We start from the raw sequence: 20,336 nt of genomic DNA, 5'->3' as shown, positions 1-20,336 counted from the left end.
TTTATCTTGCCTCCTTTATTGCACGATAAACGTACCGAAAATCTGTTCAACGACGTCGGTCAAACGCGCCGTCCAGCGGATATAGACCTGATCCGGTTCCGGTGTCCGTGTTGCCGCCGGGCCGTAGTAGTCCGGATCGAGAAAGACGTCCCAACCCGTCGCTTCGATCACTCCACCCTGGACAAGCGTATTCATATACTGCTTACAGGCGCCAATGAGAGCTAGCCGCCCTTCTTCGGTGTTGTTCACTTTGCCGATATAATTGTCCTCAGCAGCTTTGGTGAGATCAGTGTTGATCGCATCCATCACACGGATCGTCCTGATTTTCTTCCAGGAATTGTTTTGGCCTTGACGGAGCGTAATCAAACTGTTCATCCCACGCAGAACCTTGACTATCCGACCATCGTGGAACAACAAAAATACCCCGTTCTTGACAGCCGTCTCCATCTCGCTCCTGGTCCAGCGACGGGTTACGTCGTCAAACGGTGTAGCCGCGTAGGTGGTGGATTCACTGAGCTTCTGGCCTGCAATGAGACCCGCAACATAGGCCGCAATCTGGGCGCTGGAGTAACTAATGCCGTCTAGGATGGCCCCTACCCCGACGTTGACCACGCCTTCATGATTGAAGCTGGCGCTCCGGGTAGTAGCCTTGGATACTGCGTCGGCTGCGGTATCGTCGGCCAGGGAGCCGCCCAGGACCGCAATAATGCCCTTACCCTCATCACGCACCCGAGAAACCCAGGAAACCACGCTGGTCTGGATAGCCGGGTCAGTAACCCCGTCCAGGGTCAGTAGATTGAATTCCTGCGTCTCAAAAGCGGCCAGGGCGTTAGTATAGTCCGCCGCGGCGATTGCGGCGATACCGGAGTTGCCACCAGCCATTGCAACGTTAGAAACGTCAGCTAAAACACCGTTGCCCTCAGCCAACTTGGTAGCCACAATCCACTTGTTGCCGGTATCGTTGTTAATGGCGTCCGCCGCTGCCTGAATGGTGCCGTTAGTAAAGGTGAAGGTCCGCAGAAGCGTGGTGCCTTCGTAGAGTTTGATGTCCTTCTTCGTGTTGTCCACGGGGTTCACCTGGACCACGGCCTTGAAGTTGTTCCCGCGCGCCCCGAGATACTTTGCGTCCAGTCGCAGGACGTTTACCGGAGTTGTGGAAGTATCCGTCAGCGTCACCGAAGCCACGGCGGCATTGGAGTCGGCCAGACGATACCCGAGGATCTTCTTGGCGCCGCCGAGCAACGCAAGACGCAGGGTAGTGTATGCCGTAGCGCCGTTGGTCTCATCGTTGGTATAGATATCCATGATGTCCGCTTCGCTCGCAATCTCCACAAACTGCCGCACTGGCCCCCAATGGGCTTTGACCGGCGCAATCACCACACCCCGGGCCCCAGGCTGGATAGCTGCCAGAGCTGCGGCCTGGAAGTTCAAATATAAACCTGGAAGCACTGGTAATTCAGTTGGCGACCATTGTCCTCCTGCCATCAACTAACCCTCCTCTTTAAAAAGCTATCAATCATCTTCCATATCTCATCTACCGTGAATTCCGTCTGGTCGTTACCATGTAATGCCCCCACTACCACCTCCGGTTTAACGCCAAAAAGAGCTTCGGCGTTGGCCATAAGCTCTTCCCGAGAATATCGCGGCACCTGCATAGATTTCTTTTCAGCCATGCTTACCACCTCACTGGATATTTCCGATTTGATTTACTTTCTGAATCAATGGCGCTTCTACCATCGGCCGGTTGGTCAGCCGGCTTAATGTTACCGATACCTGCCCGGAGGTCAGAGCGTCTGCACGGTAATCCACCCCGGGGTTGTTCACCGTCAGGTATCGTTTGTTGGCCACGTCCAAGGGCAATTTAATCGCGCTTCCTAGTTCCTGGACCACAGTCAATGCCCCGGCAATTTGCTCATTTGGCGTACTGCCCAGAACATGCCCGATAAACCTCTTCTGTACCTCAAACATCGCCAGGGCCCTTTCCCGGACCTCAACTCCAGTTAACCGCCACATTACTGCCGGTCGCTTATAGCCTAGTGGCCAGGCGTTGCGGTAGACCGTCCAAGAAGTACCGAACACTTTCTCGGTCCACTTAGCCAGAGCTTCCAACCAGGGGTCATTTGCCATCGTCTCAGGCACCGCCACCGGCTGCAAGGCCAGCACTGCAAAGCGCAGGCCCCGGGTGATGGCATCCCATTCTTCGTCCACATAATCTTGCCCTACAGTGCCCAGATACTGGCAGGTAAAGACTTCGCCGGTGGCGGTATCGGTCAAAATCTGTTTGTCCAGGGCCACCACTACCTTGGCCGCCAGATCGTCAACCTTCTGGAAAGTGGTCCGGGCAACGTAAGGCCAGACCTCGATGATTCGCCTGAAACCCGTCCATGGCGTATCTTCGGCGTCAACCCCTTGGCGCAGCACCAGGTAAGGTTTTGCTGTGCTGGCTCCAGCTGCATGGGGTTCATAGACCCGGCCTTGGACATCTGGCACCTGGTTAATTAATTGCTGTCTGATTGCCGCCCTCATACCGACCGCCACCAATTCAATATTTCATCTCGGAGCTTACTCTTATATTGGTCAGCCGTTGGCCGCACGATGGCGTAGTTTCCGCCATGAGCTAGTTCGAGAAACACGCCGTAATCCACACCGTGAGAAAGATAGAGTCGGAACTCGTTGTCGCCGATCTCAATCCCGGTATGCAATCCATTCCTTGCGTTAGCTGTTCGGTCCATCCAAGGGGCATGAGATTTCATATCTCCCTCGGCATGCCCGGCAAGGTTCTGCATCAAGGCAACCATGCCGGCGATTTTTCGTTCCGTGTACTCGATTGCATTATCGCCGAACGCCATGTCACGTCACCCTTTCGAGATCGGCCTGGTAGCCGCAAAGCTGGCTCTGCACCATCTGCGGATACACGGCCACCACGAGGAAGCGCTTCCCGTATGCCTCGAATTCGTCCTTCACATTTGGTCCAGAGCGGATATCGACCTGCCAATCGGCAAGCAGTCCCCATCGGGTATCGACATGCTTTGTACCGGCCAGCGTAGATACTTCCTGCGGAGCAGCGCCGCTGTTCCGCTGAAACAAACGAACAGTAAACGGGCCGACCGTGCTGATCCGTTCTTGGAAAGCGCCGTCCACCTCGATCTTTTCGGTGCGTGTAATCGTGATCTGGACCGCGTTCTCCACGATCGCTTGCCGCTGTGCTCGTCTAAGAGCCTCGACAACCTCGCTCATGCTTCCACACCTTCGATCGCTGGCGCCTCATACACGAAAAGCCGCGAGCCTCCACCAGGAACTTTTCCGCGGAAGTAGGCTGCCATTTGGAAGCAGTGGTCTCGGTATGCTTCAATGGAGACGAATTTCAGCCGTTCGCTTCCCGCCTGACTTTCCTCAAGACCGCCGCGCTCGCTCATCGCACGCAGTCCTTTCCGCTCCCATGCTGCGGCCGCTGCTTCTTCAATCGTATTTGCCTTTGTCAGAATGGCGTCCAGCTGGGCATCCGTGAACCGGGTATCCACCTCCGTACCGCCAGCCGGGATGACCTCATCAATCAGTTCCCGAAGTTCAGCTCTCAGTTCCGGCGTTGGGATCATGTCCGCCGCCTCCTAGTGACATGAGCGTGTTCTTCCTTGGCCGGCTCTTCTTTCGGTGATTCATTTGCCGTTGCCCCCTCCTTCGCTGTGAAATAGGGACACTCATGCGCCGCGGTCGCCGCTTCCCCTGGCCACCGTCTAGCTTTCAGTGAAGAGTGGCACCGGGCAACCGGCAACATGGAAAAATCAGCGCCCGGGTCCCACGGGAACCAGGCGCAATCAATGCATTTAGGCATCAATTATCACTCCTTATGCCGGCAAAGTGATTTCCTGCACGGAATTTGCCGGCGAAGCCACCACACCACGGCGAGCACGGCCGATAACAGCGTTTTCGATCAACCGTTTCAAGTCAGCGCCTGCAGCATCCACGCGCAGATCGTGCTTCACCAGTTCGCGGTAATACTTCTGCGGCTCGATCAGGTACGCCTTGTCTGTCGGGCAGCCTCCGTAGGTGTAAGTTTTTTCGCCCACGGTGATGCTGTACCCGTCATAGAAAATCAACGTGTCGATTTGTCCCAGTGCCGGGTAGATCGATCCACCCACTTGCAGACGCTGCAGGGACTCTTCAATATCCCAACGGTTCGCACTATGCGCAAGCAAGATCGTCGGACGTCGCGGCGCCATGGTGTCCGTATTCTTGTCTTGGCTCGCGTCGATGAGCCCCTTCCGGATCGTCGCCCGGATATTCAGGATGCGATTTGCTTCCGTCGTCACCGCAGCCGTCTTGTTTTTGGCCGCGTAATTGTAGCTGATGATGGGGTATAGATGAATATGGTTCAGCAGCGCGTTGTACGCCTCTCCCATGGCTCGGCTTGCTTCGGAGACCTCCCATGTCTTATCGTAGAGCACCATGTCCTCTGTCCATTGCAATCCGGCAGCATACGTGATGATCGGAACGGTGTCTTTCGTGCCGACCTTCCGGGTGCCAAACTTCACTTCTTCGAGCTCCATATGCTCCAGGAATACGACCTGCGCCGACGTGAACGGTGCAATGTCCACATGCTCCGTAAAGTTCGGGTCCTCGACGCGGCGGTAAATCGGACCGTAGAGCAGCGGAACCGCCTCACGGCCGAGTTCCAGATCAATCACGGTTTTTTGCACGATCTGATCCAAACCCGCCGGCGTGGTGATCATCTCACCCAAGGGCTGCGCGAAGTCGAAGACTTCCATTTCCCCGTTGACGATCTTTTTCGTCACCGTCCGCATCTCGCCCGTCGGAGACGTATATGGCACTTGAACCTCAAGGGTCTGTTTGCGACGTTCTTCTTTCAGTGTTTCAAACGATACGATTTTCATCGACATTCGCTTCTCACCTCCGTATTATGCATGTGCTTGGATTTGCGGACCAAGCACGAACCAGATCACGTTGTTGGCATCTTTGGCGACCGTCACGCGGCCAACCGGACGGTTTTGCGGGTTGCCGCTGGCATCTGGGTTGGCCTGAGTAGTCAGCAGCTTAGTTGTGTCATTCCAATACACCTTGTCGCCTTTCGCAAATGCATCAGCAGTGGTAATTTGGCTGGTTTCGTATTCGGCCTGCTCGCAGTTCAGGATGATTTCGGCCGTCTCACCTGTACCGGTGGTCACGGATTGCACTGCCAAGCCAAAGAAACCATTGAGCAGATAGAACTTCCCTGCTTCAATCGTTGTGTTTTGGGGTACGGTCACGCGGACCGAACGCCCGTCAGATACTTTGCGTCCCATTCACTCTCACCCTTTCCTCAGATTCTTGCTTTCCGTGTCACAAGCCCAGTATGTTGTCCACCACCAGTCACAGGCGCCTCGGTGAATGCCGGCCGGTACACCGTTTGATTAAACAGACCACTGACGACCTGTTTGATTTCCTGCTGTTCCAACATTTCACCGACAGCCTTTTTAATCGCGGCCTCGTCCGCATTCTCCGGAACGTTTAGTAGCCGTTTCACCAGCGGACGGGCCGCCTCGGCCACGACCATTTCGCCGATTACTCTATCAATCAACTGCTCCCTCTGCACCTTTGCCGCGGCAACCTGTGCCTCCCGTGCTGCTTTCACAGCAGCGACGACATCGGCCGGATTTGCACTTTTATCAAGACCAAACAATTCCGCCATTTCACCGACCGCTTGCTGTGCAGCCTGCATTTGCGCATACTGTTCGCCGCCCAAAGTTTGTGCAACGTCTTGAAACTGCCAGCCCATTTCCCCGGCCACAGCCGCAAACGTCGTTCCGTTGGCCTGCATGACCTGTTTCAGTTCGTCCAGAATTTCTTTCAGCGTTCGTTTCACGCCGTCATCACCTCCATGATCTTCGGGGTCCATCTCCCCGCCAATGGTGTCCATCTCGCCCACCGCCACGATCCGCGTCGGCATCCCGGCACGGTTCAACGGCGTCCAGTCGATCGACATCGGCCGGTAGTCAACTACATCTATCTCACCGGACGTCTGCTGCAGCTTCGGTTGCCCAAAAATGCTGACCTGACGGATCACACCAGCGCGAATCCAGCGCTTCAAATCCTTAGCTGCGGCGTCCACCAGACCGCGGAAGTAGGCTTTCCCGTTTTCCCATTTTGCACCGATCCAGTGCGTGACCGGTGTCGGGAATTCGGTATCCACGTTCTCCGCTTTCTGGTGGCCAAGAAATCCGGGAAGCCCGGTGCTCATCACTTCACCTACGATTCGCTGAAGCGCTGCTGGACGGTAATTCCAACCTCTCTTCGAACGTCCGGATGGAACCTCGACTACGACCTCGAGCGGATCGTCATCGCCCGCTTTCAGTTTGTCGAGATTCACCCATGAAGCGAGAGGTACGTCCTCTATCTTCATCTCGCCGGCGATCAGCGCCGTGAGCCGAATCAATTCGCCCTTCTTCAACGCTCTCACCTCCCTTCATGGGCATGAAAAAACCGCCTATCCAAAACGGGTAGACGGTTCGTTACTTCTGCGTCAGGACATTCGGCGATCCCTGATGACCGGGCGGGTAAGTGACGGGACCGGTTGGCGCTTTTTGCTGCGTGTTCGCCGTCAGCACCTTCGGTGCCCATTTCCCGTCCTGCCCCTGCGGCGTGTATGTTTTTGATTGAGGACTGTAACGCAAGATGGACATATTGATCACCTCACTTTCAGGCAAAAGAAATACCGCCTATTTCTGGCGGTTTCGGTAAGTTTCTATATCAACGACTTTCTGCTTTGGCGGGACGCCATAATCTGGAGGATTGGCATCGCTCCAGTCGTTGACAATTCCTTTTTCAATTTGCATTTTGATTTCTCCGGCAGTGGGCTCTTTTCTATCCTTCACGGCCTGTCACTCCTTCAATCGGCTATATTTGAAGCCGAGTTTCGCGGCAATGTTCAGCCATACTTCATGACTATGTTCCTTCCAGGCTTCTTCCTGCGTCATCATGCCACTCAGTACAAGATCAGCATATTTTTGCTGTAAAGCCTGAATCTCTTTGTCGTATGCTTCTTTGATGTCCAAAATATCTTCAATCGCATCCGATACTTTCGACATCACGTATTTCCGTCCATCTGTCCCGAATACCGCCATTGCGCCAATATCATAACGATATAGGAGCATAATATCCTGAGGCGAAAACGACGAACTCCTGGGATGCGTATGAATTTGAACATATTTTTTCCCCGGTTTCATCCGCCGGATGTGTTCGCCAATATCGACTGCGCTTTGTTGCCCGTCCAAAATCTCCCCGAGCATTTCACCGCTGTTCATATCGACCATGGCTGCGTATTCAATACCGTGACGGATAGTTTGCTGCCGTATGTCTTCCCCGACTTTCTCGATTACAGCGGCTGCCTTTCGGCTGATGCCATGTTCTTGTGCAAGACGAATGTATGAACTCTCTTGCGACTCTGGTTCTTCTGCCGGAGGCTGGCTCTGTCCGCCACCTTTACCCTTCTCAGGGAGTGATACGGGTTTGGAGAGAAAAGGTTTCGCATGTTCATTATACCACGATTCCAGATCCGGCTGCGACGATGGATTTTCCACCCACTCCCGCAACCGTTGCATGAATACTTTCGGATCCTCGTGAGCTTGGATCGCCACACATCGGCACCATGGGTGCGGTTTGGTCGGCTCCTGCCCTTTCGGATACGGACTTCCCGCGGCCAACTTATCGCAAACATCCGGCACCACATGAGCATGCGAAAGGCGCCAGTGAATGCCTTGGTAGCTCGGTGTCGCCCGGCCGGCAATGATGGTCCCTTCATGGAAGGCATTGTTCATCTCCGTCACGGCTAGGCGCATGGCTTCCATCGACACGTCCTTAGGCACTCCCAAGCGCCGTCGCGTTTCCGCCTTGAGTACAGTGTGCGTCTGCGGCTGTAAGTATCGGTCGATATAACGAGCCGCTTCCCGGCTGTTTTGTCCTCTGGCGATCATGTCTTCAATGACACGAGCAGCTGCACGCTGCCATGTCCGGCTTGTCCGCCATATCCGGTCCGACAAGCGGAGTCCGTCGCCGCGGGTTCTACTGAGCAGCGCAGTCATCGTGCGCTGGTTCACGTTCGTGAACATCGCCCGGATGCCGGCTCGGTCAAAGACGTCGCCTATCGCTTCCATCGTAATCTGTTCGGCGGGCTGTACAGCAATATCGACGGCCAACTGGATGCCGGAACGCAATACGCTGTCCAACTGTCCTCGCAACGTCTCGGCTACAGAGTCCAGCGCTTTTGCAAGTGCCAACAGGTGTCGTTCCCGAAGCGTTCCAGGCGTAACGGTGCGAACGGCGTCGCGGACGCGCCGTGCAGCTCTCCGGTACACTTCCCGTACCTGCCGGACGGTGACGACCTCGGCACGTTCAAAACGTTCACGTGAACGCTTCAGGTATTCTGCGTAATCCCCGGCAGCTTCCCGGTAATCCTTGGCCTTGACATCCAGATCCCGCTTGGCACGGTCAATGTCACCGATCGCCATTCATCATTCCTCCTGGCCAAGTCCGTCCGGCTGATTGTCACTTGCTCCGTCCAGCCCTTCTCCGTCCCGCAACCTGGAGAGCGTTTGGAACGTCTTCGCCACCCTGCGGCGTTCGTCGTCGTCCGCATCCGGATCCACCCACGGCAACATGGATGGGACGAATTCGCGCAGGAACTCGGCCGCGGCGTCAACGGACATCAGGCCGCCTTCCACTGCTTGGGCAAGCCCTTCGACCAGTGTCTTTACGGTTTCTGCCACTTCCTTGTCGTTTCGAGGCGATATCTCATCCCATCCGACATCAACGTGGTAGGTGTCAAGCGTTCGGTTCTCGACCTGCGCCCACATGGCCAGGTACATGCTCGCCAGCTCGGAGTAATACTCTTCGAACTGCCCACGCTTACGCCGGATTTTCCGAGACAACGGGACCATCTGCTCACTAACGGATGCTTTTGAGCTGGCAACCGCCGTACCGAATGCGAATTCAGGTGTTTCAGAGACGTCAACGATGCACATAAAGATAAATTCCAGGAGCGTTGTGATTCCCTGGAGTCCGCTGTCGGCGGTAATGAATGCGGCGTCGTCTTGATCCTGCAGCAGAAAGATTTCTTTCTCGGCAAACTTCAGCCGTCCGGCTTTGATCTCTTCCGGAGAAAAGTTGTCGCTCAAGAACTTCTGGACGTCATTGAGTTTGAACTTCGCTTTCGGACGGCTGAACAATTTCGACCCCTGGACTGCGAACAGCATAACATCATGGTACGCTTTCATGAACGGTTCTACCGGTTCCAGGTCGCTCAGACCGAAGAGCTGGTTTTCTTCAGCCTCATTCCGGAAATGGACGATGGGGATGAATCCCCACGGGTTCGGTTCCGTCCGGTTCTGGGCCCGGATCTCCGCCGGCGCCCGTCCGTCCGCCTCAATGGTTCTCTGCGTTGGGGTGATCGTTTCGATGATCGTGTAGTCCTGTTGCTTACGGCCATTAGCGTCGGTCACCACCACCGGATGCCGGATAATGACCTGTTGCCATCCACCCGTGAGCGGATCGACGATCGGCGTTACCCATTCCGGAGGCGTTAGCATCAAATTAAACTGCTGCTCATCGGGCTTGAACCGGCTCGGCATCAACGCAATCCGAGCGAACACGTCTCCATCCCGGAGCGTGTTCCGATTGATGCGGAGAACTTTCCCTGTCCATTTGGAAAACGCCCGTTCCAACTCCTGATCCGCTTCCGGATCCGCATGTGTGAAGTGCGGTTCTCCCATGAAGCCGGCTGTCGTGTTTACTATAGGCTTCGCGAACCCGGACCCGAGCTTGTACCTATCGTTCGTATTCCGGTACAGCTCCCTGGCCAGGGTGTAGTCCACCCGGCTGCTGTCGAGCGTATATGGGGCGAAAAAGCCAAACGCTTGCAAACCGGAAGTACGCAACATGCTGATTTCACCGATCACTCGCCAGAACCAGCTCTGCTTTCGTATCGTCGTTTTGCTCAAACCATGCTCACCCCCTTGAACAAGTTTCGGACGTCTTCAGGCAAAGGCTCACGACCAGGCTTTACCGACCAGCAAACCAGCGCCAAAGCCATGACAGTATCGTCGTTATACCCTTCCGCCGCCTCTGGCCGAACCTTTAGCCCGCGGCGAACGTTCCGGAAGTACCGGAGCTCATCCCTCAGTACAGTCCAGGACGACGGCAGACAAAGCCGCTTCTGCTGAATCAGCACGGTCAGGTTGCTGATGAGCTCCTGACGCGTGCGTTCCGAAAATACGAAAGGCTCGCAGTTCCGTACCTGCTCCGCGACCGGATCACCAACTCCCGTCGCATCCAGGTAAACGCGCGCCTGGTATTTCTCCTGAAGTTCATTGACATGTGCCGCGACATCGGTGTAAAGCTTCCCTTGGTACCGATGCCATTCGGCCAGTTTGTATGGGGCCCGTGTGACGTCAAGAACAACGATGACAGTGTAGTCTTGGTATTTCGCAAGGTCTACGCCGATCGCGTACCGGTGGCCGTTCCCAGGTGCCTTTTGCGGTTCGTAATCGTCGAACACTTCTACGAGGACCGACCACGGGAAGATGAACGTGTCATCCTCAACGAATTCGGCCAGGTATTCGATGCGCCACGCCAATTCCGGTACTTCGCGGCGGATCCGTTCAAGTTCGTCTGGATCAAGTCGCGGGTTGTCGAAAGCCGTGGCATGCATCGCACGATAATAGCCGGTGAAATCGTTCAACCCTTCTTGGTATAGTTTGAAGAAGTAGTTATGCCCGTTCGGAGTGCTCTCCAATCGTATGACACCGTTTCGGTCAAGCACCATTGCACGGATGACATCATGGTATACACGGTCTTTGACAAACGCGGCCTCGGTAATGGCCACACCATGCGCTCCTTTCCCGCGCAGGTATACGCCGTCACGCGCCGTCGATCGGCCCATGATCTTTGAATCGTTGACCAGAACGACTTCCGGGAACGGACTCCACTTGAAGTCCTTGACCAAAACCGAAAGCAGCGGGTTTTCTCCTGCCCGCTGCTCGAACTCTTGGAAATAGATTTTCGCTTGGTCAATAGACGGTCCGGTGATGTACCATTGCTGCTTGGCCTTCGTGGCGCACTCATGCACCACGTCCACCAGCGTCGTCGTCGACTTCCCGAAGCGCCGACCAGCCACCTTCACATTGACGCGTCCCGCGAGGTTCACGGCGTCGATCTGCTTGCCGCCAAGTTCGATCCCGAAGAACGCACGGGCGAAAAACACTTTATCACGGCGTGCCTTGTGCAGCGTCTCAATCAGGCGTTGTTTCTGTCTCGTTGTCAGCATTGTCTTCGCCCCACAAGGCGCGTAGCGCATCCGCGATATCGTTTGCCGGATTTTCACCGAGTAGATCCTGCTTAACTTTCAGATGCTGCCGTACCTCGGCGGCTGTCGTTGAAACCAGGTCGACCAGCGATTTCGGGATTTTTGGGTTCCGCTGCTCGACCAAATCATTCAACCACACCCTGGCAGCATGGTTGAGTTCAAAGCACCCTAAAGCGATGTCATCAAGCATCTCTATATCGGAAACGCGCTTCTCAGCCAGTTGCCGCATCTGTTCCTGACTACGCTGATATTGTTCGCGGGCCTCGGCACGGACGTCGAAATGTTCCGTCATATGCTGCCATATCGACTTGTGGCTGATCTTCTCCTGGTATTGTTCCAGTAACCGCGCCGACGCCGCTCGTGGACTCAATCCCTCTTTCTTGCACCACTTTTCGATTTCAGCCCGGTATGCCGAGTTACACACCCGGCATCGGGCGGAATATCCAGCCGGCATACAAGGCCACCTCCCTGTTACCGTTACGCTTGTTACTGTCACTGGTGTTACCGTTACGCACCTGCTCGCCATCCATTTTCCTTGGTACACTTGGTAAACGGGCACACAACCTTCGTCCCCGCATCACTCTTCCAGATGCATCCTGTGCAGGGATGAGGTTTCACCGCCGCTTTCTTTTTCGTCATCTCATCACCGCCCTATCCGTCTCCAAACAAAAGAACACCAGCCCCAAGCACGCTGGCGGTCGTGGCACCCACTTCCGGTGCCTTGCCTCTATCTCGCAGCGTCACCGGTACGTACGTAGCAGCACCGACAACGGCGTTTCCATTTGCTTATCCTATGTCGATCAAGCTATCTTGATGCTCAACATTAGCCCAAAAGATGATCCGCCACACAGCGGTTCCGCCAAGCGTTCGTCACCCGGAGACGCGCGCTTAACTCGCCCGACCGCAGAGGCCAGGGAGCGGACTGCCAGGATACACGACAATCCTAACGCGCGCCCCAAGTAACCAACGCCGGGCAGAACCGGCGAAGGAGGAAGAGAAACAGAGGGATGAACCAATCTCTGCACAATCATTGTATGCTCCCGGGATACTGCCCGCAAAAAACGTCCATTTTGTCAGAAGTGTAAACTTTTGTCCATTTTGTCAGAAATGTAAACCTCATAGTGACATCATTTTCCGTTCTGAAAAATTGCTGCCTGCCATGAAGCCACTAAAATTAACGCCTGATTTTCATTGAACCCTTGTTGTTTCAATCTCTCGAAATAATCCCAGCAGGCAATTGCCATATCCCGCAAAGCGGCTTGTAATTGATCCCGATTCCCAATATCCATTAACACATCACCTCTACCTTTCCAGCATGTTTTCAAAACCCTATGCCCCCTTCAATTCATCCCCGTACATTTCCCAAGCCAATCGCTTCACGATGTCCCGCTTGATTTCATTCAGCCGCTGCCGCGACACCCCTACATGCCGAGCGATCATATTCATCCGAACGCCATCGAGAATGCACTCCAGCACGGTTCGCTCCTTCTCGTCCTGGATCTTTTCCAGCGCGGTCTCGATTCGCTTCACCTTGGCTTCTAGCTTCTCAAGCCGCTTCCAGTACCGCTCCCGTCGGGCCACCTCACGGTGGACCGGATCGCTATTCAGTCCAACAGGCTTTTGCCCATTCTCGACACCATATTGCCTGACTGCCCCCTCACCGGCTTCTTTCAGGAGATCCTTGATGCGATCGATTTCCTTGACCATCCAGTGATAGTCCTTCAGCTCCTCCTCCACCCGTTGGACAATTTCGATAGCTGGCTCAATATCGAACAACGCAAGCTGGCCACCGTGGTCTTTGAGACCGGTCGGTGTGAATTTCCCCCACTCTTGGCAATTCTCAATTTGACCGACGGATTTCCCGTGAATCCTACAAACGCTTTTTTCGCCCCACAGAGTACCAGGGCATTTGGCGCAAATTGTTTCTATGCACTGTTGTTTATCTAGCAAAATCTCAACCATTCCCATCACCCCTTGTGCTATAATGGGCAATAGGAACATCCGTTAGCCCCGGCCCTCTCCCCCAAAAGAGAACCGGGGCATTTTTTCAGATCAACACCTGAATCCCTCGAGGAGTCGCCGGATCCCGGTGGATCGCCCCTTTTTTCTCCAGTCTAGTCAGATATTTATGTGCACTGGAACTCGACGCCAGCCAAACGCCCTTCGCGATCTCCCGCATGGATGGCGGGTATCCTTTAGTGCTGATATAACTCTTAATGAAATCCAAGATTTCCTGTTCGCGATCAGTCAATTTCATCATCCCCGCACCTCCACAACACTCACGATCCGCCCGAGCCCGGGCTGTGCTTTTCTCAGTTCGTCCCCTCGGTACCATGCTTCCCGCACGCCGGATGCCTCTACGACCTGCTGGATTCCGCTTTCGTATTTGATTCTCCATCTGCGCATAGATCGTTTCCTCCTCTCGTTAGTATCCAGCTTGATTTAGTTTTGCCAGTTCAACTTGCATTCTCCACCACCCCGCACCCTGCATACTTACACAGCGGATGATCGTCCCATTCCGGTACCCGAAGCGCATCTAACGTGTCATACACCGCACACCGCTCACTGATTTTCCCGTCACATTTCCGACAGACTGCTGCCAGCACCAGTTCCGTCAGGTCGTGGATTGGATCAAGTCCCATTTCCTCTGCGACTTTCGCCCGCATCTCCCTGTCTTTCTTCATCATCTCTAGCGTATGTTTTTCGGCGTCGCGGTGGAAAATCAGTGCCGTAGTGTACCGCTCTGCCTCCCGATAGATTTGCTCGTTTGTGTATTCGTCTACCTGTTCGCTCCAGTGTCTGAGTGCTTTTCCGATCCACGTTGAACCCGTTTTGAGATAGCGGACCATCGTTTTATCTCCGCCATGCTTTTCGATCTCTTCGATGATCTCGTTTGCCTTCGCCAAAAGTGACACAAGGAAAATGAAGTTGGTTCGCTCGTGCCGGTTCATGTACGTCTTCACAGCCACGCCCGAAAACCTCCTATTTGCCATTTACAGCCGTTTTTGTTCCCCAGAATTTTTCATCATCCGGTTCATTTCTCTATGAAGTCCCATGCAATCGCCCCCTGAACGATCAACCGCCAACCGCGTTTGAGCCTCGATTTCCGTTCGTACCGCTTCAACGGCTCATAGATAAACACATCTCGTCCGCGCACTTTTCGGTGCAACAAGTACCACCTCGGTTTCCGCTTTGTTTTTGCCATGATACCACCGCCTTTAAGTAATCCAACGCAATCCCATGGTTCGGTTCCACGCGGTCGCACGAAAGACGGATTTCCTGAATGGGGATACTTTGGCGGCCGCCTTGCATCCGTCCCATCCACCATTTCTCGAATTCCCGGAACGGCATCGCATATACCTCATGAAGCACAGCGAACTCTATCAGCAGGAACGCAATCCCACCGTTGTCTTGCCAGCGCCGTAGGAAATCGACCTGATGCGGCTCCACTTGTGCCAACTCAAAGCGTGTCCGCTCCCTGGTGGATTTCGCATCGAATGCTATGGCACGGCCATTGAACACCCCGACGAAATCGACGGTCGATTTTTTCTCTGGGAATGCAGACACGATCTGTTTTCCTCGGCGAATCACTTTCCACGGAGTGGCGACCTTTTGAATGGTCGCCCATCCCCTGGCAAGATACTGAGCGTTTGCGGATTCGATCAGCTGCTCAAACGCCATGCCGCGGTTCGCTTGGCTGATCCGCATCGTCTACCTCCTTCGGCTTGCGTATGACTAGCATGACGATGTTTCCCTGCTCGATTCTCGCCAAAACGTTCGATGCCAAACATTTTTCATGCACAATGCCAAGTTCGTCCGTGAAGTCCCATTCATCTTCCCACACAAGCTCAGTACAGATTGGGCATTCGCCCATGATGATGCCACTAGGCATGTGCCCTCGACCTCCGAAACCGCTCCGCCGCCGGACAGGTTACGAAGTGGGAGATTCGCCCCGTCACGATGTACCCGTTGATCTCGCCGCCTGTGTAATGCCGCCCCCACAGGACGCTGCCGCTATCTGTCACCACACATGTGTCCGGTTCCAGAGCCCCGACCTCCACCGATACCTCGTCCGGATCCACCGGTATGCTTTTGCCGTTTTTCGTCCGAATCCAATCAATTTCAGCCCCGCATCCCCGGCATTTTGGCATCAGCCAGCCCTCCTTTTCTCGATTCGATCTCACACGTAAGACAAAGCCCCTTCCGGATGTCCTCGTCACCTAATGAAACTCCCAAAATACTGCCCAGTTGCGGCTCCATGCGGCTGGCCGCAGCGTTCGCAGAGCACCTGCACATACAGCCGTGTCATTCCTCTCCCCTCGACTTCCTCCGATACAAATTCACTGCAGCATCTCCACCGCTTCGCCTTCCGTCTCCGGTGCTACCCAAATGTCCTCCCCCGACATCAGCCACTCGTTCATGCGGTTGGCCATCAGCGTGCGCAACATCGTCTCAGCAATCGCCTGGGCGGCCGCCGGTGGGACTGCGTTCCCGATCCGTTCCCGCCACTTGGCGTCATTGCTGCCGACAAGTTCAAACGGTGTGCCGTCGGCCAGATGTGTCGGGAACCCCTGCAGAATGGCCAACTCGTATGTTGTCAGTGGCCGGTGCCAGGTTCCGTCCTCTGCGATGATCACCCACACGTCCCGTTCGGTATCGCCAGGAATCCGCGGATCGGCAACCGCCGCTGCTCCGGCGTGGATGTCTCCGCTGCCGATCACGGTCTTTGCGGGCTCGTCCCAACACTGAACCCCCAGCGTACCGGATCGTGGTGAGCAGCCGAGTCGAGGATCAGCGATGCAAGGGGCACCGTTGTTCGGCCGGGCCGCGCCCGTAACTGTGTTCGCAGGATCGTCGTAACGCATCACGCGGTAGATGGCTCCGTGCGTGTCCTTCTTGAACCCGGTACGTGGGTCGCTGATGGCGGGAGCACCGCTACCGAATCGCGTACCAGTGACACAGGGGGCCGGCTCTTCGAAACGCTCGATACGGTACACTCCCGGATGCCGGTTTTCTCGCTCCGGCAGTCTGGGACCTGCGATCGAAACCGGTGCGTTCATAATCCGGCCGGACACTCGGATGGTCAGCGCTGGCTTTTCCCACTCCTGCACCCCGTATCCACTTGGGTACATGCTCTCCAGCGTCAGGCGCGGATCGGCGACGGCCTGGACGCCGTTGCTCCGCCCAAACCCCGCGGCCCCAGTAACAGCACCGCTCGGCTGGTCCCATTTGCCGACGGCCATTGCGCCTTTGCGCGGCATGTGAGTGATCCGGTACTGCCACCATGGGATCTTCTCCAGATCCCGCCAGTCGCCGCCGGCCGGGATCAATGCCAACCTGACCCATGTTTTCCACTGCAGACGAGGTAACTTGTGCATTGGCCCGCCGGCCGGATCGTCTGGCAACGGCAGCGGTCCCACAACTTCTCCGATCGTACGTACCCGCTTTTTTTCGGCGGGTGGTAGACAAACGGCATCACCTTACGCTCGTTTCGGGCGATCAGCAGGTACCGCTTCCGGTGTTGAGCCAGCCCGCCGATCTCGCCGCAATCGTGGTATCCTTCATGCATCGCGTAACCGTGACGTTTGAGTAAGTCTTTGATTTGCTGCAACAGCGCGGCGCCACGCGTGGTGATTCGCGGTACGTTTTCAAGAATGATCAGCGCCGGCAAATCGTGTTCAAAGGCTTCCAGCACCAAGCGGATACCTCGAACCGTCAGTTGGTTCAACGCCTGGTATTTCCGCGACCGGGCGCTTTTCTCCGGCAGCAGTCCGGAGAATCCTTTGCACGGCGGCGACGTAAACACTATGTCCGGTGTTTCCCCGCCTGTCGCCCGCCAGATGTCGTAGGGCATGGCCTCTTGCCAATCCTCTGGTGGTTCATGACCGTGGAAATCACGGTATTGCTCCAGGCTAAACAAGTCCATCTGAACGGCCGGCGCGCCGGTGATCCGCTCAAAATCGGCGCACGCCTCCGGATCCGCATCGATGCCACAAAGCGTCTCGATCCGGCCGACTACTCCGCGGTACTCCTCCCGCGCATTTTGGAAACCGAGAGCCCCACCGCCTATGCCGCAAAACAAGTGAAGCGCCTTGAATATCACACCGCCACCCCTTCCTGGTTACCGTTGATCTCGTACAGTACCCGGTTCAGCTCGTCCACGTTCATCGCCGTAATGTTCTTCCGAACGCCAAGCGCCTGCTCGATAATGTCCATCTGCCGGCTGCGACTACACTGCAACAGGCTGAAAGTCTTGATCAGACGCAGTTGCAAACTCTGTTTCATGTCTGCCATAAGCTCACGCCCCTACCAGTCGATAGTCCGGCCCCTCGACCACGTAAAGCCGGCCCTTAGCCATCCCGAAAAGCCTGCTGGCCGCCGCGTCCCCGATCTTCTCCGTCAGTGTCTCCATGTCCTCGTTGCTCGAGAACATGATCGGCCGACGCGCCCGGTACCGCTCGTTGATCACCTGGTAGTACATGTCCCGACGGAACTCGCTGACCTTTGCCTTGCCGATGTCGTCCCAAACAAGCACATCCGCCTGGATCGCAGCCCCCAGCAGTCGATTGATTGCCTCGCCCTCGTCGTCGTAGCCACGCGCTCTTGAAAGGTCCTCCATGAACACCACGTCGGACACGATCAATACGCTATATCCGCGGTGGATAAGCTCTTTAGCGGCCGCCACTTGCAAATGAGTCTTGCCCAAACCAAAGTTGTTGTGCTTGCGCTTGACTTCAGCCCGCTGCCGATAGTCCCGTATCTCCCGGATTTTCTGTTCCCCAAACGCAGCGATAAACCCGAGGCTGTTGTGCGACTGGTTCTGGATCTCGTCAAACTCCTCAAGATACTGCTCGATTGCATCCCGCATCAGTTTCTGCACTGGATTTTTGATCAAGTAGGTATCGAGACGGGCGTCTGCAAATTCTTCCGGAATCATGGCGTTTTTCATCCGGCGATACAGACGCTTTTGTTCTGCGCATGGACACGGTTTGGCCGTCCACCCATCCACGATGAACTCAGTGTCCTCACAGATCGGACACTGTTTTGATGAGTCCTGGGAACTGGTCGTAGTATCCGTATGAGATTTTGCCTCCAGAGCTCTCTGCTCCAGGCGTTCGAGTATCTCCTTGATCCCCTGCATAGTTCACCCTCCTCGGTTTTGCACGTGGTTGCGCGGATCGTCGACGTTCGAATTCGTTGTCGAAGGCTTCTGCCTGTTGGAGCGTTGTCACGCCCGCTGCCACGTAATCGTTCAGGATTTTTTGGATTAACGGGAAACTGTACCCTGTCCCGTTTGCTGCCGCTCTCTCCAATGCGCGAATGACAACCGCCTCGTCCATCCCATCGTGCACGTAAGAGCCGAGGATTTCAGCTTGATGTGGATTGCAGCCGAATCCAAACACCCTTTCGTGGGCGGCATAAAGTGTTTCGCGAACCGGCGAATGATGGACCGAATCGTCCTCCTCGCGCGTGCGCGTAGTAGAAGCAGCAGAAGAAGATATAGAAGGTGAAGGTGAAAGTGAAGGTGAAGGTACACTTGATAGCGCAGAATCGCACACTGCGCTACTCTGCTGTACTTTACGGATATCAGATCTACTCCGCGACATATTGCGGATTACCTCGTTACTTGTCTCAGGCTCTACACCTGACGACGGTGGCGGTGGATACGCAGACTTGTCTTCGTCCCGCTTTGCCTTCGGAATGTAAGACTGAAGAGCATAGAAAGTATCAGTGTTTACCTGGATGTAGCGACGACCGTCAACCTCATACCACGTAATGAGACCAAGTTCGTCCATGGCCTGAAGTGCCTTTTCGGCGTCCTCTGGCTTTCGACCGAGGAATGCGAACCGCGGCGTCACGGTAAAGAAGACCTTATCGGGATCTCCCTCCATCCGTCCCCAGTCGTCCAGGTGCGGAATCATCCATGTCCAGAGGATGACTGCATACTCGCCAGCACGGCTGGCTAGTTCCTCAACCTTTCCCGAAAGGGATATTTCCGTGCTGATATACCGCTTACGGCTCATCCCAGCCACTCCTCTGCCGTCTTGGCCGCTTTTTTCCGGTTACATTCCTTGCAGGCCGTAACCAAGTTTTCGATATCGTTTGCACCGCCGCGGCTCACGGGAATAACGTGGTCGCACTCAAGGTCACCACCACGCTTTCCGCAGTATTGGCAGGTGTAATCGTCGCGCTTAAATATAGCCTTCCTGACCCGTTTCCAATCGGCTGAAGGTATTCGCCCGCCATATTGCGATTGGAGCCAATCCACACACTCAATAACTGTATTGCCGTTCACTTCCGCAAACCGAATGAGACCGACCTTTGCATAGAGCTGAAGAGCCGCCTCTATCTTTTCAACGCTCACCGTGCTGATTGCTGGAAACACAATGGCCTTGAGGCGTTTGGGGGAGGCCTCAGCCCGCCCCCAGTCATCGAACACGGTCAGGATCCAAGGCCACAATAAAGCAGCTTCAGGACTCTGCTCCGCAACATCAATCAATCTTCCATCCACACTCATATCGCTACTGATATAAACCTTGTGCGCCATCACCTTCACCCTTTCACGGCAACTTCAACATCTGCCCAATTTGCAATCTCGCATCCTCCAGCCCGTTCAGCTTCTTGATCCGACATACTATCTCGCGCGGATCCCGCTCCGGATAATTCGCCTGCGCGATACCCCAGAGGGTGTCCACTGGCTGGACGATGTGGATTTTTTCGCCGACCGGACGAATAGTTTTAGCCTCGCTTGGATAGAGATAGAATAGGCAAAGTGTGCCAATCGCAAGCGGTATAAAAATATAAGCTGCTTTTCTCACTCCCCGCCGCTCCCTTCCACCATTTCGGGGCGACCTAAGCCGCCCCCTCCGCTTCCTCGTACAGCTCCAGACACCGTGCGATCGTCACGGCCTCCCGCAACCGCTCGAATCCGTCGTAGCAGGCTGCGAGATCCGCATCACACAAGACCTCGATCAGGCCCATC

The 20,336-nt window shown here is 55.2% G+C and carries 30 protein-coding genes and 1 pseudogene; all 31 read right to left on the bottom strand.

Annotated features, from left to right (window positions below; genetic code table 11):
- Positions 1–15 precede the first annotated feature (15 nt).
- Positions 16–1,485: a phage tail sheath family protein gene (locus tag AC4ED1_RS10535; RefSeq protein WP_490938346.1), complete on the bottom strand. Its 1,470-nt coding sequence runs from the start codon at positions 1,483–1,485 to the stop codon at positions 16–18.
- Complete coding sequence (locus tag AC4ED1_RS10530; protein WP_490938344.1) at positions 1,485–1,673, bottom strand: YqzN/YkzM domain-containing protein; 189 nt, start codon at positions 1,671–1,673, stop codon at positions 1,485–1,487. The genes AC4ED1_RS10535 and AC4ED1_RS10530 overlap by 1 nt, the downstream gene beginning before the upstream one ends.
- A 10-nt stretch (positions 1,674–1,683) precedes the next feature.
- On the bottom strand, positions 1,684–2,526 hold the full coding sequence (locus tag AC4ED1_RS10525; protein WP_490938342.1) for a hypothetical protein: 843 nt from the start codon (positions 2,524–2,526) through the stop codon (positions 1,684–1,686).
- On the bottom strand, positions 2,523–2,849 hold the full coding sequence (locus AC4ED1_RS10520; protein ID WP_490938340.1) for a hypothetical protein: 327 nt from the start codon (positions 2,847–2,849) through the stop codon (positions 2,523–2,525). Before AC4ED1_RS10520 ends, AC4ED1_RS10525 begins: the two co-directional genes overlap by 4 nt.
- 1 nt (position 2,850) lies before the next feature.
- Positions 2,851–3,237 carry a hypothetical protein gene (locus AC4ED1_RS10515; protein ID WP_490938338.1) on the bottom strand — a complete coding sequence of 129 codons (387 nt, stop codon included), beginning with the start codon at positions 3,235–3,237 and terminating at the stop codon, positions 2,851–2,853.
- Positions 3,234–3,596 carry a hypothetical protein gene (locus tag AC4ED1_RS10510; protein ID WP_490938336.1) on the bottom strand — a complete coding sequence of 121 codons (363 nt, stop codon included), beginning with the start codon at positions 3,594–3,596 and terminating at the stop codon, positions 3,234–3,236. The genes AC4ED1_RS10515 and AC4ED1_RS10510 overlap by 4 nt, the downstream gene beginning before the upstream one ends.
- 249 nt (positions 3,597–3,845) lie before the next feature.
- Entirely contained in the window at positions 3,846–4,898 is a 1,053-nt protein-coding gene (locus tag AC4ED1_RS10505) for a phage major capsid protein (RefSeq protein ID WP_490938334.1), read from the bottom strand.
- Positions 4,899–4,916: 18 nt separating this feature from the next.
- Positions 4,917–5,300, bottom strand: coding sequence for a DUF2190 family protein (locus AC4ED1_RS10500; RefSeq protein ID WP_490938332.1), 384 nt, complete (start codon positions 5,298–5,300; stop codon positions 4,917–4,919).
- Between the two features lie 17 nt (positions 5,301–5,317).
- Positions 5,318–6,454 carry a transcriptional regulator gene (locus tag AC4ED1_RS10495; RefSeq protein ID WP_490938330.1) on the bottom strand — a complete coding sequence of 379 codons (1,137 nt, stop codon included), beginning with the start codon at positions 6,452–6,454 and terminating at the stop codon, positions 5,318–5,320.
- Between the two features lie 52 nt (positions 6,455–6,506).
- On the bottom strand, positions 6,507–6,701 hold the full coding sequence (locus tag AC4ED1_RS10490) for a hypothetical protein (RefSeq protein ID WP_490938328.1): 195 nt from the start codon (positions 6,699–6,701) through the stop codon (positions 6,507–6,509).
- A 12-nt stretch (positions 6,702–6,713) separates the two neighbouring features.
- Positions 6,714–6,869, bottom strand: coding sequence for a hypothetical protein (locus AC4ED1_RS10485; RefSeq protein ID WP_490938326.1), 156 nt, complete (start codon positions 6,867–6,869; stop codon positions 6,714–6,716).
- A gap of 6 nt (positions 6,870–6,875) precedes the next feature.
- Positions 6,876–8,501, bottom strand: a complete 1,626-nt coding sequence (locus AC4ED1_RS10480; RefSeq protein WP_490938324.1) for a hypothetical protein — start codon at positions 8,499–8,501, stop codon at positions 6,876–6,878.
- 3 nt (positions 8,502–8,504) lie between these two features.
- Entirely contained in the window at positions 8,505–9,989 is a 1,485-nt protein-coding gene (locus AC4ED1_RS10475) for a phage portal protein (RefSeq protein WP_490938322.1), read from the bottom strand.
- Entirely contained in the window at positions 9,986–11,314 is a 1,329-nt protein-coding gene (locus AC4ED1_RS10470) for a terminase large subunit domain-containing protein (RefSeq protein ID WP_490938320.1), read from the bottom strand. The genes AC4ED1_RS10475 and AC4ED1_RS10470 overlap by 4 nt, the downstream gene beginning before the upstream one ends.
- Entirely contained in the window at positions 11,280–11,807 is a 528-nt protein-coding gene (locus tag AC4ED1_RS10465; protein WP_490938318.1) for a hypothetical protein, read from the bottom strand. The genes AC4ED1_RS10470 and AC4ED1_RS10465 overlap by 35 nt, the downstream gene beginning before the upstream one ends.
- A 673-nt stretch (positions 11,808–12,480) precedes the next feature.
- Positions 12,481–12,678, bottom strand: coding sequence for a hypothetical protein (locus tag AC4ED1_RS10460; protein WP_490938316.1), 198 nt, complete (start codon positions 12,676–12,678; stop codon positions 12,481–12,483).
- A gap of 4 nt (positions 12,679–12,682) precedes the next feature.
- Positions 12,683–13,315 carry a hypothetical protein gene (locus AC4ED1_RS10455; RefSeq protein WP_490938314.1) on the bottom strand — a complete coding sequence of 211 codons (633 nt, stop codon included), beginning with the start codon at positions 13,313–13,315 and terminating at the stop codon, positions 12,683–12,685.
- A 91-nt stretch (positions 13,316–13,406) separates the two neighbouring features.
- Positions 13,407–13,613: pseudogene (locus AC4ED1_RS10450) on the bottom strand (LexA family protein); the annotation flags it as partial.
- On the bottom strand, positions 13,610–13,759 hold the full coding sequence (locus AC4ED1_RS10445) for a hypothetical protein (protein WP_490938312.1): 150 nt from the start codon (positions 13,757–13,759) through the stop codon (positions 13,610–13,612). The gene AC4ED1_RS10445 and the pseudogene AC4ED1_RS10450, both read right to left, overlap by 4 nt.
- A 50-nt stretch (positions 13,760–13,809) precedes the next feature.
- Positions 13,810–14,322: a DUF5651 domain-containing protein gene (locus tag AC4ED1_RS10440; protein ID WP_490938310.1), complete on the bottom strand. Its 513-nt coding sequence runs from the start codon at positions 14,320–14,322 to the stop codon at positions 13,810–13,812.
- A 151-nt stretch (positions 14,323–14,473) separates the two neighbouring features.
- On the bottom strand, positions 14,474–15,061 hold the full coding sequence (locus AC4ED1_RS10435) for a Holliday junction resolvase RecU (RefSeq protein ID WP_490938308.1): 588 nt from the start codon (positions 15,059–15,061) through the stop codon (positions 14,474–14,476).
- Positions 15,024–15,245: a hypothetical protein gene (locus AC4ED1_RS10430; protein WP_490938306.1), complete on the bottom strand. Its 222-nt coding sequence runs from the start codon at positions 15,243–15,245 to the stop codon at positions 15,024–15,026. Before AC4ED1_RS10430 ends, AC4ED1_RS10435 begins: the two co-directional genes overlap by 38 nt.
- Positions 15,238–15,504 (bottom strand): hypothetical protein, encoded by a 267-nt coding sequence (locus tag AC4ED1_RS10425; RefSeq protein WP_490938304.1) that lies wholly within the window; start codon positions 15,502–15,504, stop codon positions 15,238–15,240. The genes AC4ED1_RS10430 and AC4ED1_RS10425 overlap by 8 nt, the downstream gene beginning before the upstream one ends.
- A gap of 189 nt (positions 15,505–15,693) precedes the next feature.
- Positions 15,694–16,485 (bottom strand): DNA cytosine methyltransferase, encoded by a 792-nt coding sequence (locus tag AC4ED1_RS10420; protein WP_490938303.1) that lies wholly within the window; start codon positions 16,483–16,485, stop codon positions 15,694–15,696.
- Positions 16,486–16,679: 194 nt separating this feature from the next.
- On the bottom strand, positions 16,680–17,456 hold the full coding sequence (locus tag AC4ED1_RS10415) for a DNA cytosine methyltransferase (RefSeq protein ID WP_490938301.1): 777 nt from the start codon (positions 17,454–17,456) through the stop codon (positions 16,680–16,682).
- Entirely contained in the window at positions 17,453–17,647 is a 195-nt protein-coding gene (locus tag AC4ED1_RS10410) for a hypothetical protein (protein ID WP_490938299.1), read from the bottom strand. The genes AC4ED1_RS10415 and AC4ED1_RS10410 overlap by 4 nt, the downstream gene beginning before the upstream one ends.
- 4 nt (positions 17,648–17,651) lie before the next feature.
- Complete coding sequence (locus AC4ED1_RS10405) at positions 17,652–18,362, bottom strand: ATP-binding protein (protein WP_490938297.1); 711 nt, start codon at positions 18,360–18,362, stop codon at positions 17,652–17,654.
- A 16-nt stretch (positions 18,363–18,378) separates the two neighbouring features.
- Positions 18,379–19,377 (bottom strand): DnaD domain-containing protein, encoded by a 999-nt coding sequence (locus AC4ED1_RS10400; RefSeq protein ID WP_490938296.1) that lies wholly within the window; start codon positions 19,375–19,377, stop codon positions 18,379–18,381.
- The gene (locus AC4ED1_RS10395) at positions 19,374–19,901 is read right to left on the bottom strand and encodes an HNH endonuclease (protein ID WP_490938295.1); all 528 of its coding nucleotides are present in this window, start codon (positions 19,899–19,901) and stop codon (positions 19,374–19,376) included. Before AC4ED1_RS10395 ends, AC4ED1_RS10400 begins: the two co-directional genes overlap by 4 nt.
- A 13-nt stretch (positions 19,902–19,914) precedes the next feature.
- On the bottom strand, positions 19,915–20,172 hold the full coding sequence (locus AC4ED1_RS10390) for a LysM peptidoglycan-binding domain-containing protein (protein ID WP_490938293.1): 258 nt from the start codon (positions 20,170–20,172) through the stop codon (positions 19,915–19,917).
- 34 nt (positions 20,173–20,206) lie between these two features.
- Positions 20,207–20,335 (bottom strand): hypothetical protein, encoded by a 129-nt coding sequence (locus tag AC4ED1_RS10385; RefSeq protein WP_490938292.1) that lies wholly within the window; start codon positions 20,333–20,335, stop codon positions 20,207–20,209.
- Position 20,336 lies beyond the last annotated feature (1 nt).

This window comes from Effusibacillus sp. SKA8, from assembly GCF_058273125.1.
The sequence above is the reverse complement of the archived record's forward strand: the minus strand, read 5'-3'. Positions and strand labels throughout refer to the sequence as shown.

Coding starts and splice junctions, on each gene's coding strand:
- AC4ED1_RS10435 (WP_490938308.1), bottom strand. CDS start 15,061: ATGCGGATCAGCCAAGCGAACCGCGGCATGGCGTTTGAGCAGCTGATC.
- AC4ED1_RS10420 (WP_490938303.1), bottom strand. CDS start 16,485: ATGTACCCAAGTGGATACGGGGTGCAGGAGTGGGAAAAGCCAGCGCTG.
- AC4ED1_RS10385 (WP_490938292.1), bottom strand. CDS start 20,335: ATGGGCCTGATCGAGGTCTTGTGTGATGCGGATCTCGCAGCCTGCTAC.
- AC4ED1_RS10535 (WP_490938346.1), bottom strand. CDS start 1,485: ATGGCAGGAGGACAATGGTCGCCAACTGAATTACCAGTGCTTCCAGGT.
- AC4ED1_RS10455 (WP_490938314.1), bottom strand. CDS start 13,315: ATGGTTGAGATTTTGCTAGATAAACAACAGTGCATAGAAACAATTTGC.
- AC4ED1_RS10530 (WP_490938344.1), bottom strand. CDS start 1,673: ATGGCTGAAAAGAAATCTATGCAGGTGCCGCGATATTCTCGGGAAGAG.
- AC4ED1_RS10425 (WP_490938304.1), bottom strand. CDS start 15,504: ATGCCAAAATGCCGGGGATGCGGGGCTGAAATTGATTGGATTCGGACG.
- AC4ED1_RS10470 (WP_490938320.1), bottom strand. CDS start 11,314: ATGCTGACAACGAGACAGAAACAACGCCTGATTGAGACGCTGCACAAG.
- AC4ED1_RS10400 (WP_490938296.1), bottom strand. CDS start 19,377: ATGAGCCGTAAGCGGTATATCAGCACGGAAATATCCCTTTCGGGAAAG.
- AC4ED1_RS10520 (WP_490938340.1), bottom strand. CDS start 2,849: ATGGCGTTCGGCGATAATGCAATCGAGTACACGGAACGAAAAATCGCC.
- AC4ED1_RS10515 (WP_490938338.1), bottom strand. CDS start 3,237: ATGAGCGAGGTTGTCGAGGCTCTTAGACGAGCACAGCGGCAAGCGATC.
- AC4ED1_RS10465 (WP_490938318.1), bottom strand. CDS start 11,807: ATGCCGGCTGGATATTCCGCCCGATGCCGGGTGTGTAACTCGGCATAC.
- AC4ED1_RS10445 (WP_490938312.1), bottom strand. CDS start 13,759: ATGCGCAGATGGAGAATCAAATACGAAAGCGGAATCCAGCAGGTCGTA.
- AC4ED1_RS10525 (WP_490938342.1), bottom strand. CDS start 2,526: ATGAGGGCGGCAATCAGACAGCAATTAATTAACCAGGTGCCAGATGTC.
- AC4ED1_RS10510 (WP_490938336.1), bottom strand. CDS start 3,596: ATGATCCCAACGCCGGAACTGAGAGCTGAACTTCGGGAACTGATTGAT.
- AC4ED1_RS10505 (WP_490938334.1), bottom strand. CDS start 4,898: ATGTCGATGAAAATCGTATCGTTTGAAACACTGAAAGAAGAACGTCGC.
- AC4ED1_RS10430 (WP_490938306.1), bottom strand. CDS start 15,245: ATGCCTAGTGGCATCATCATGGGCGAATGCCCAATCTGTACTGAGCTT.
- AC4ED1_RS10480 (WP_490938324.1), bottom strand. CDS start 8,501: ATGGCGATCGGTGACATTGACCGTGCCAAGCGGGATCTGGATGTCAAG.
- AC4ED1_RS10395 (WP_490938295.1), bottom strand. CDS start 19,901: ATGGCGCACAAGGTTTATATCAGTAGCGATATGAGTGTGGATGGAAGA.
- AC4ED1_RS10500 (WP_490938332.1), bottom strand. CDS start 5,300: ATGGGACGCAAAGTATCTGACGGGCGTTCGGTCCGCGTGACCGTACCC.
- AC4ED1_RS10410 (WP_490938299.1), bottom strand. CDS start 17,647: ATGGCAGACATGAAACAGAGTTTGCAACTGCGTCTGATCAAGACTTTC.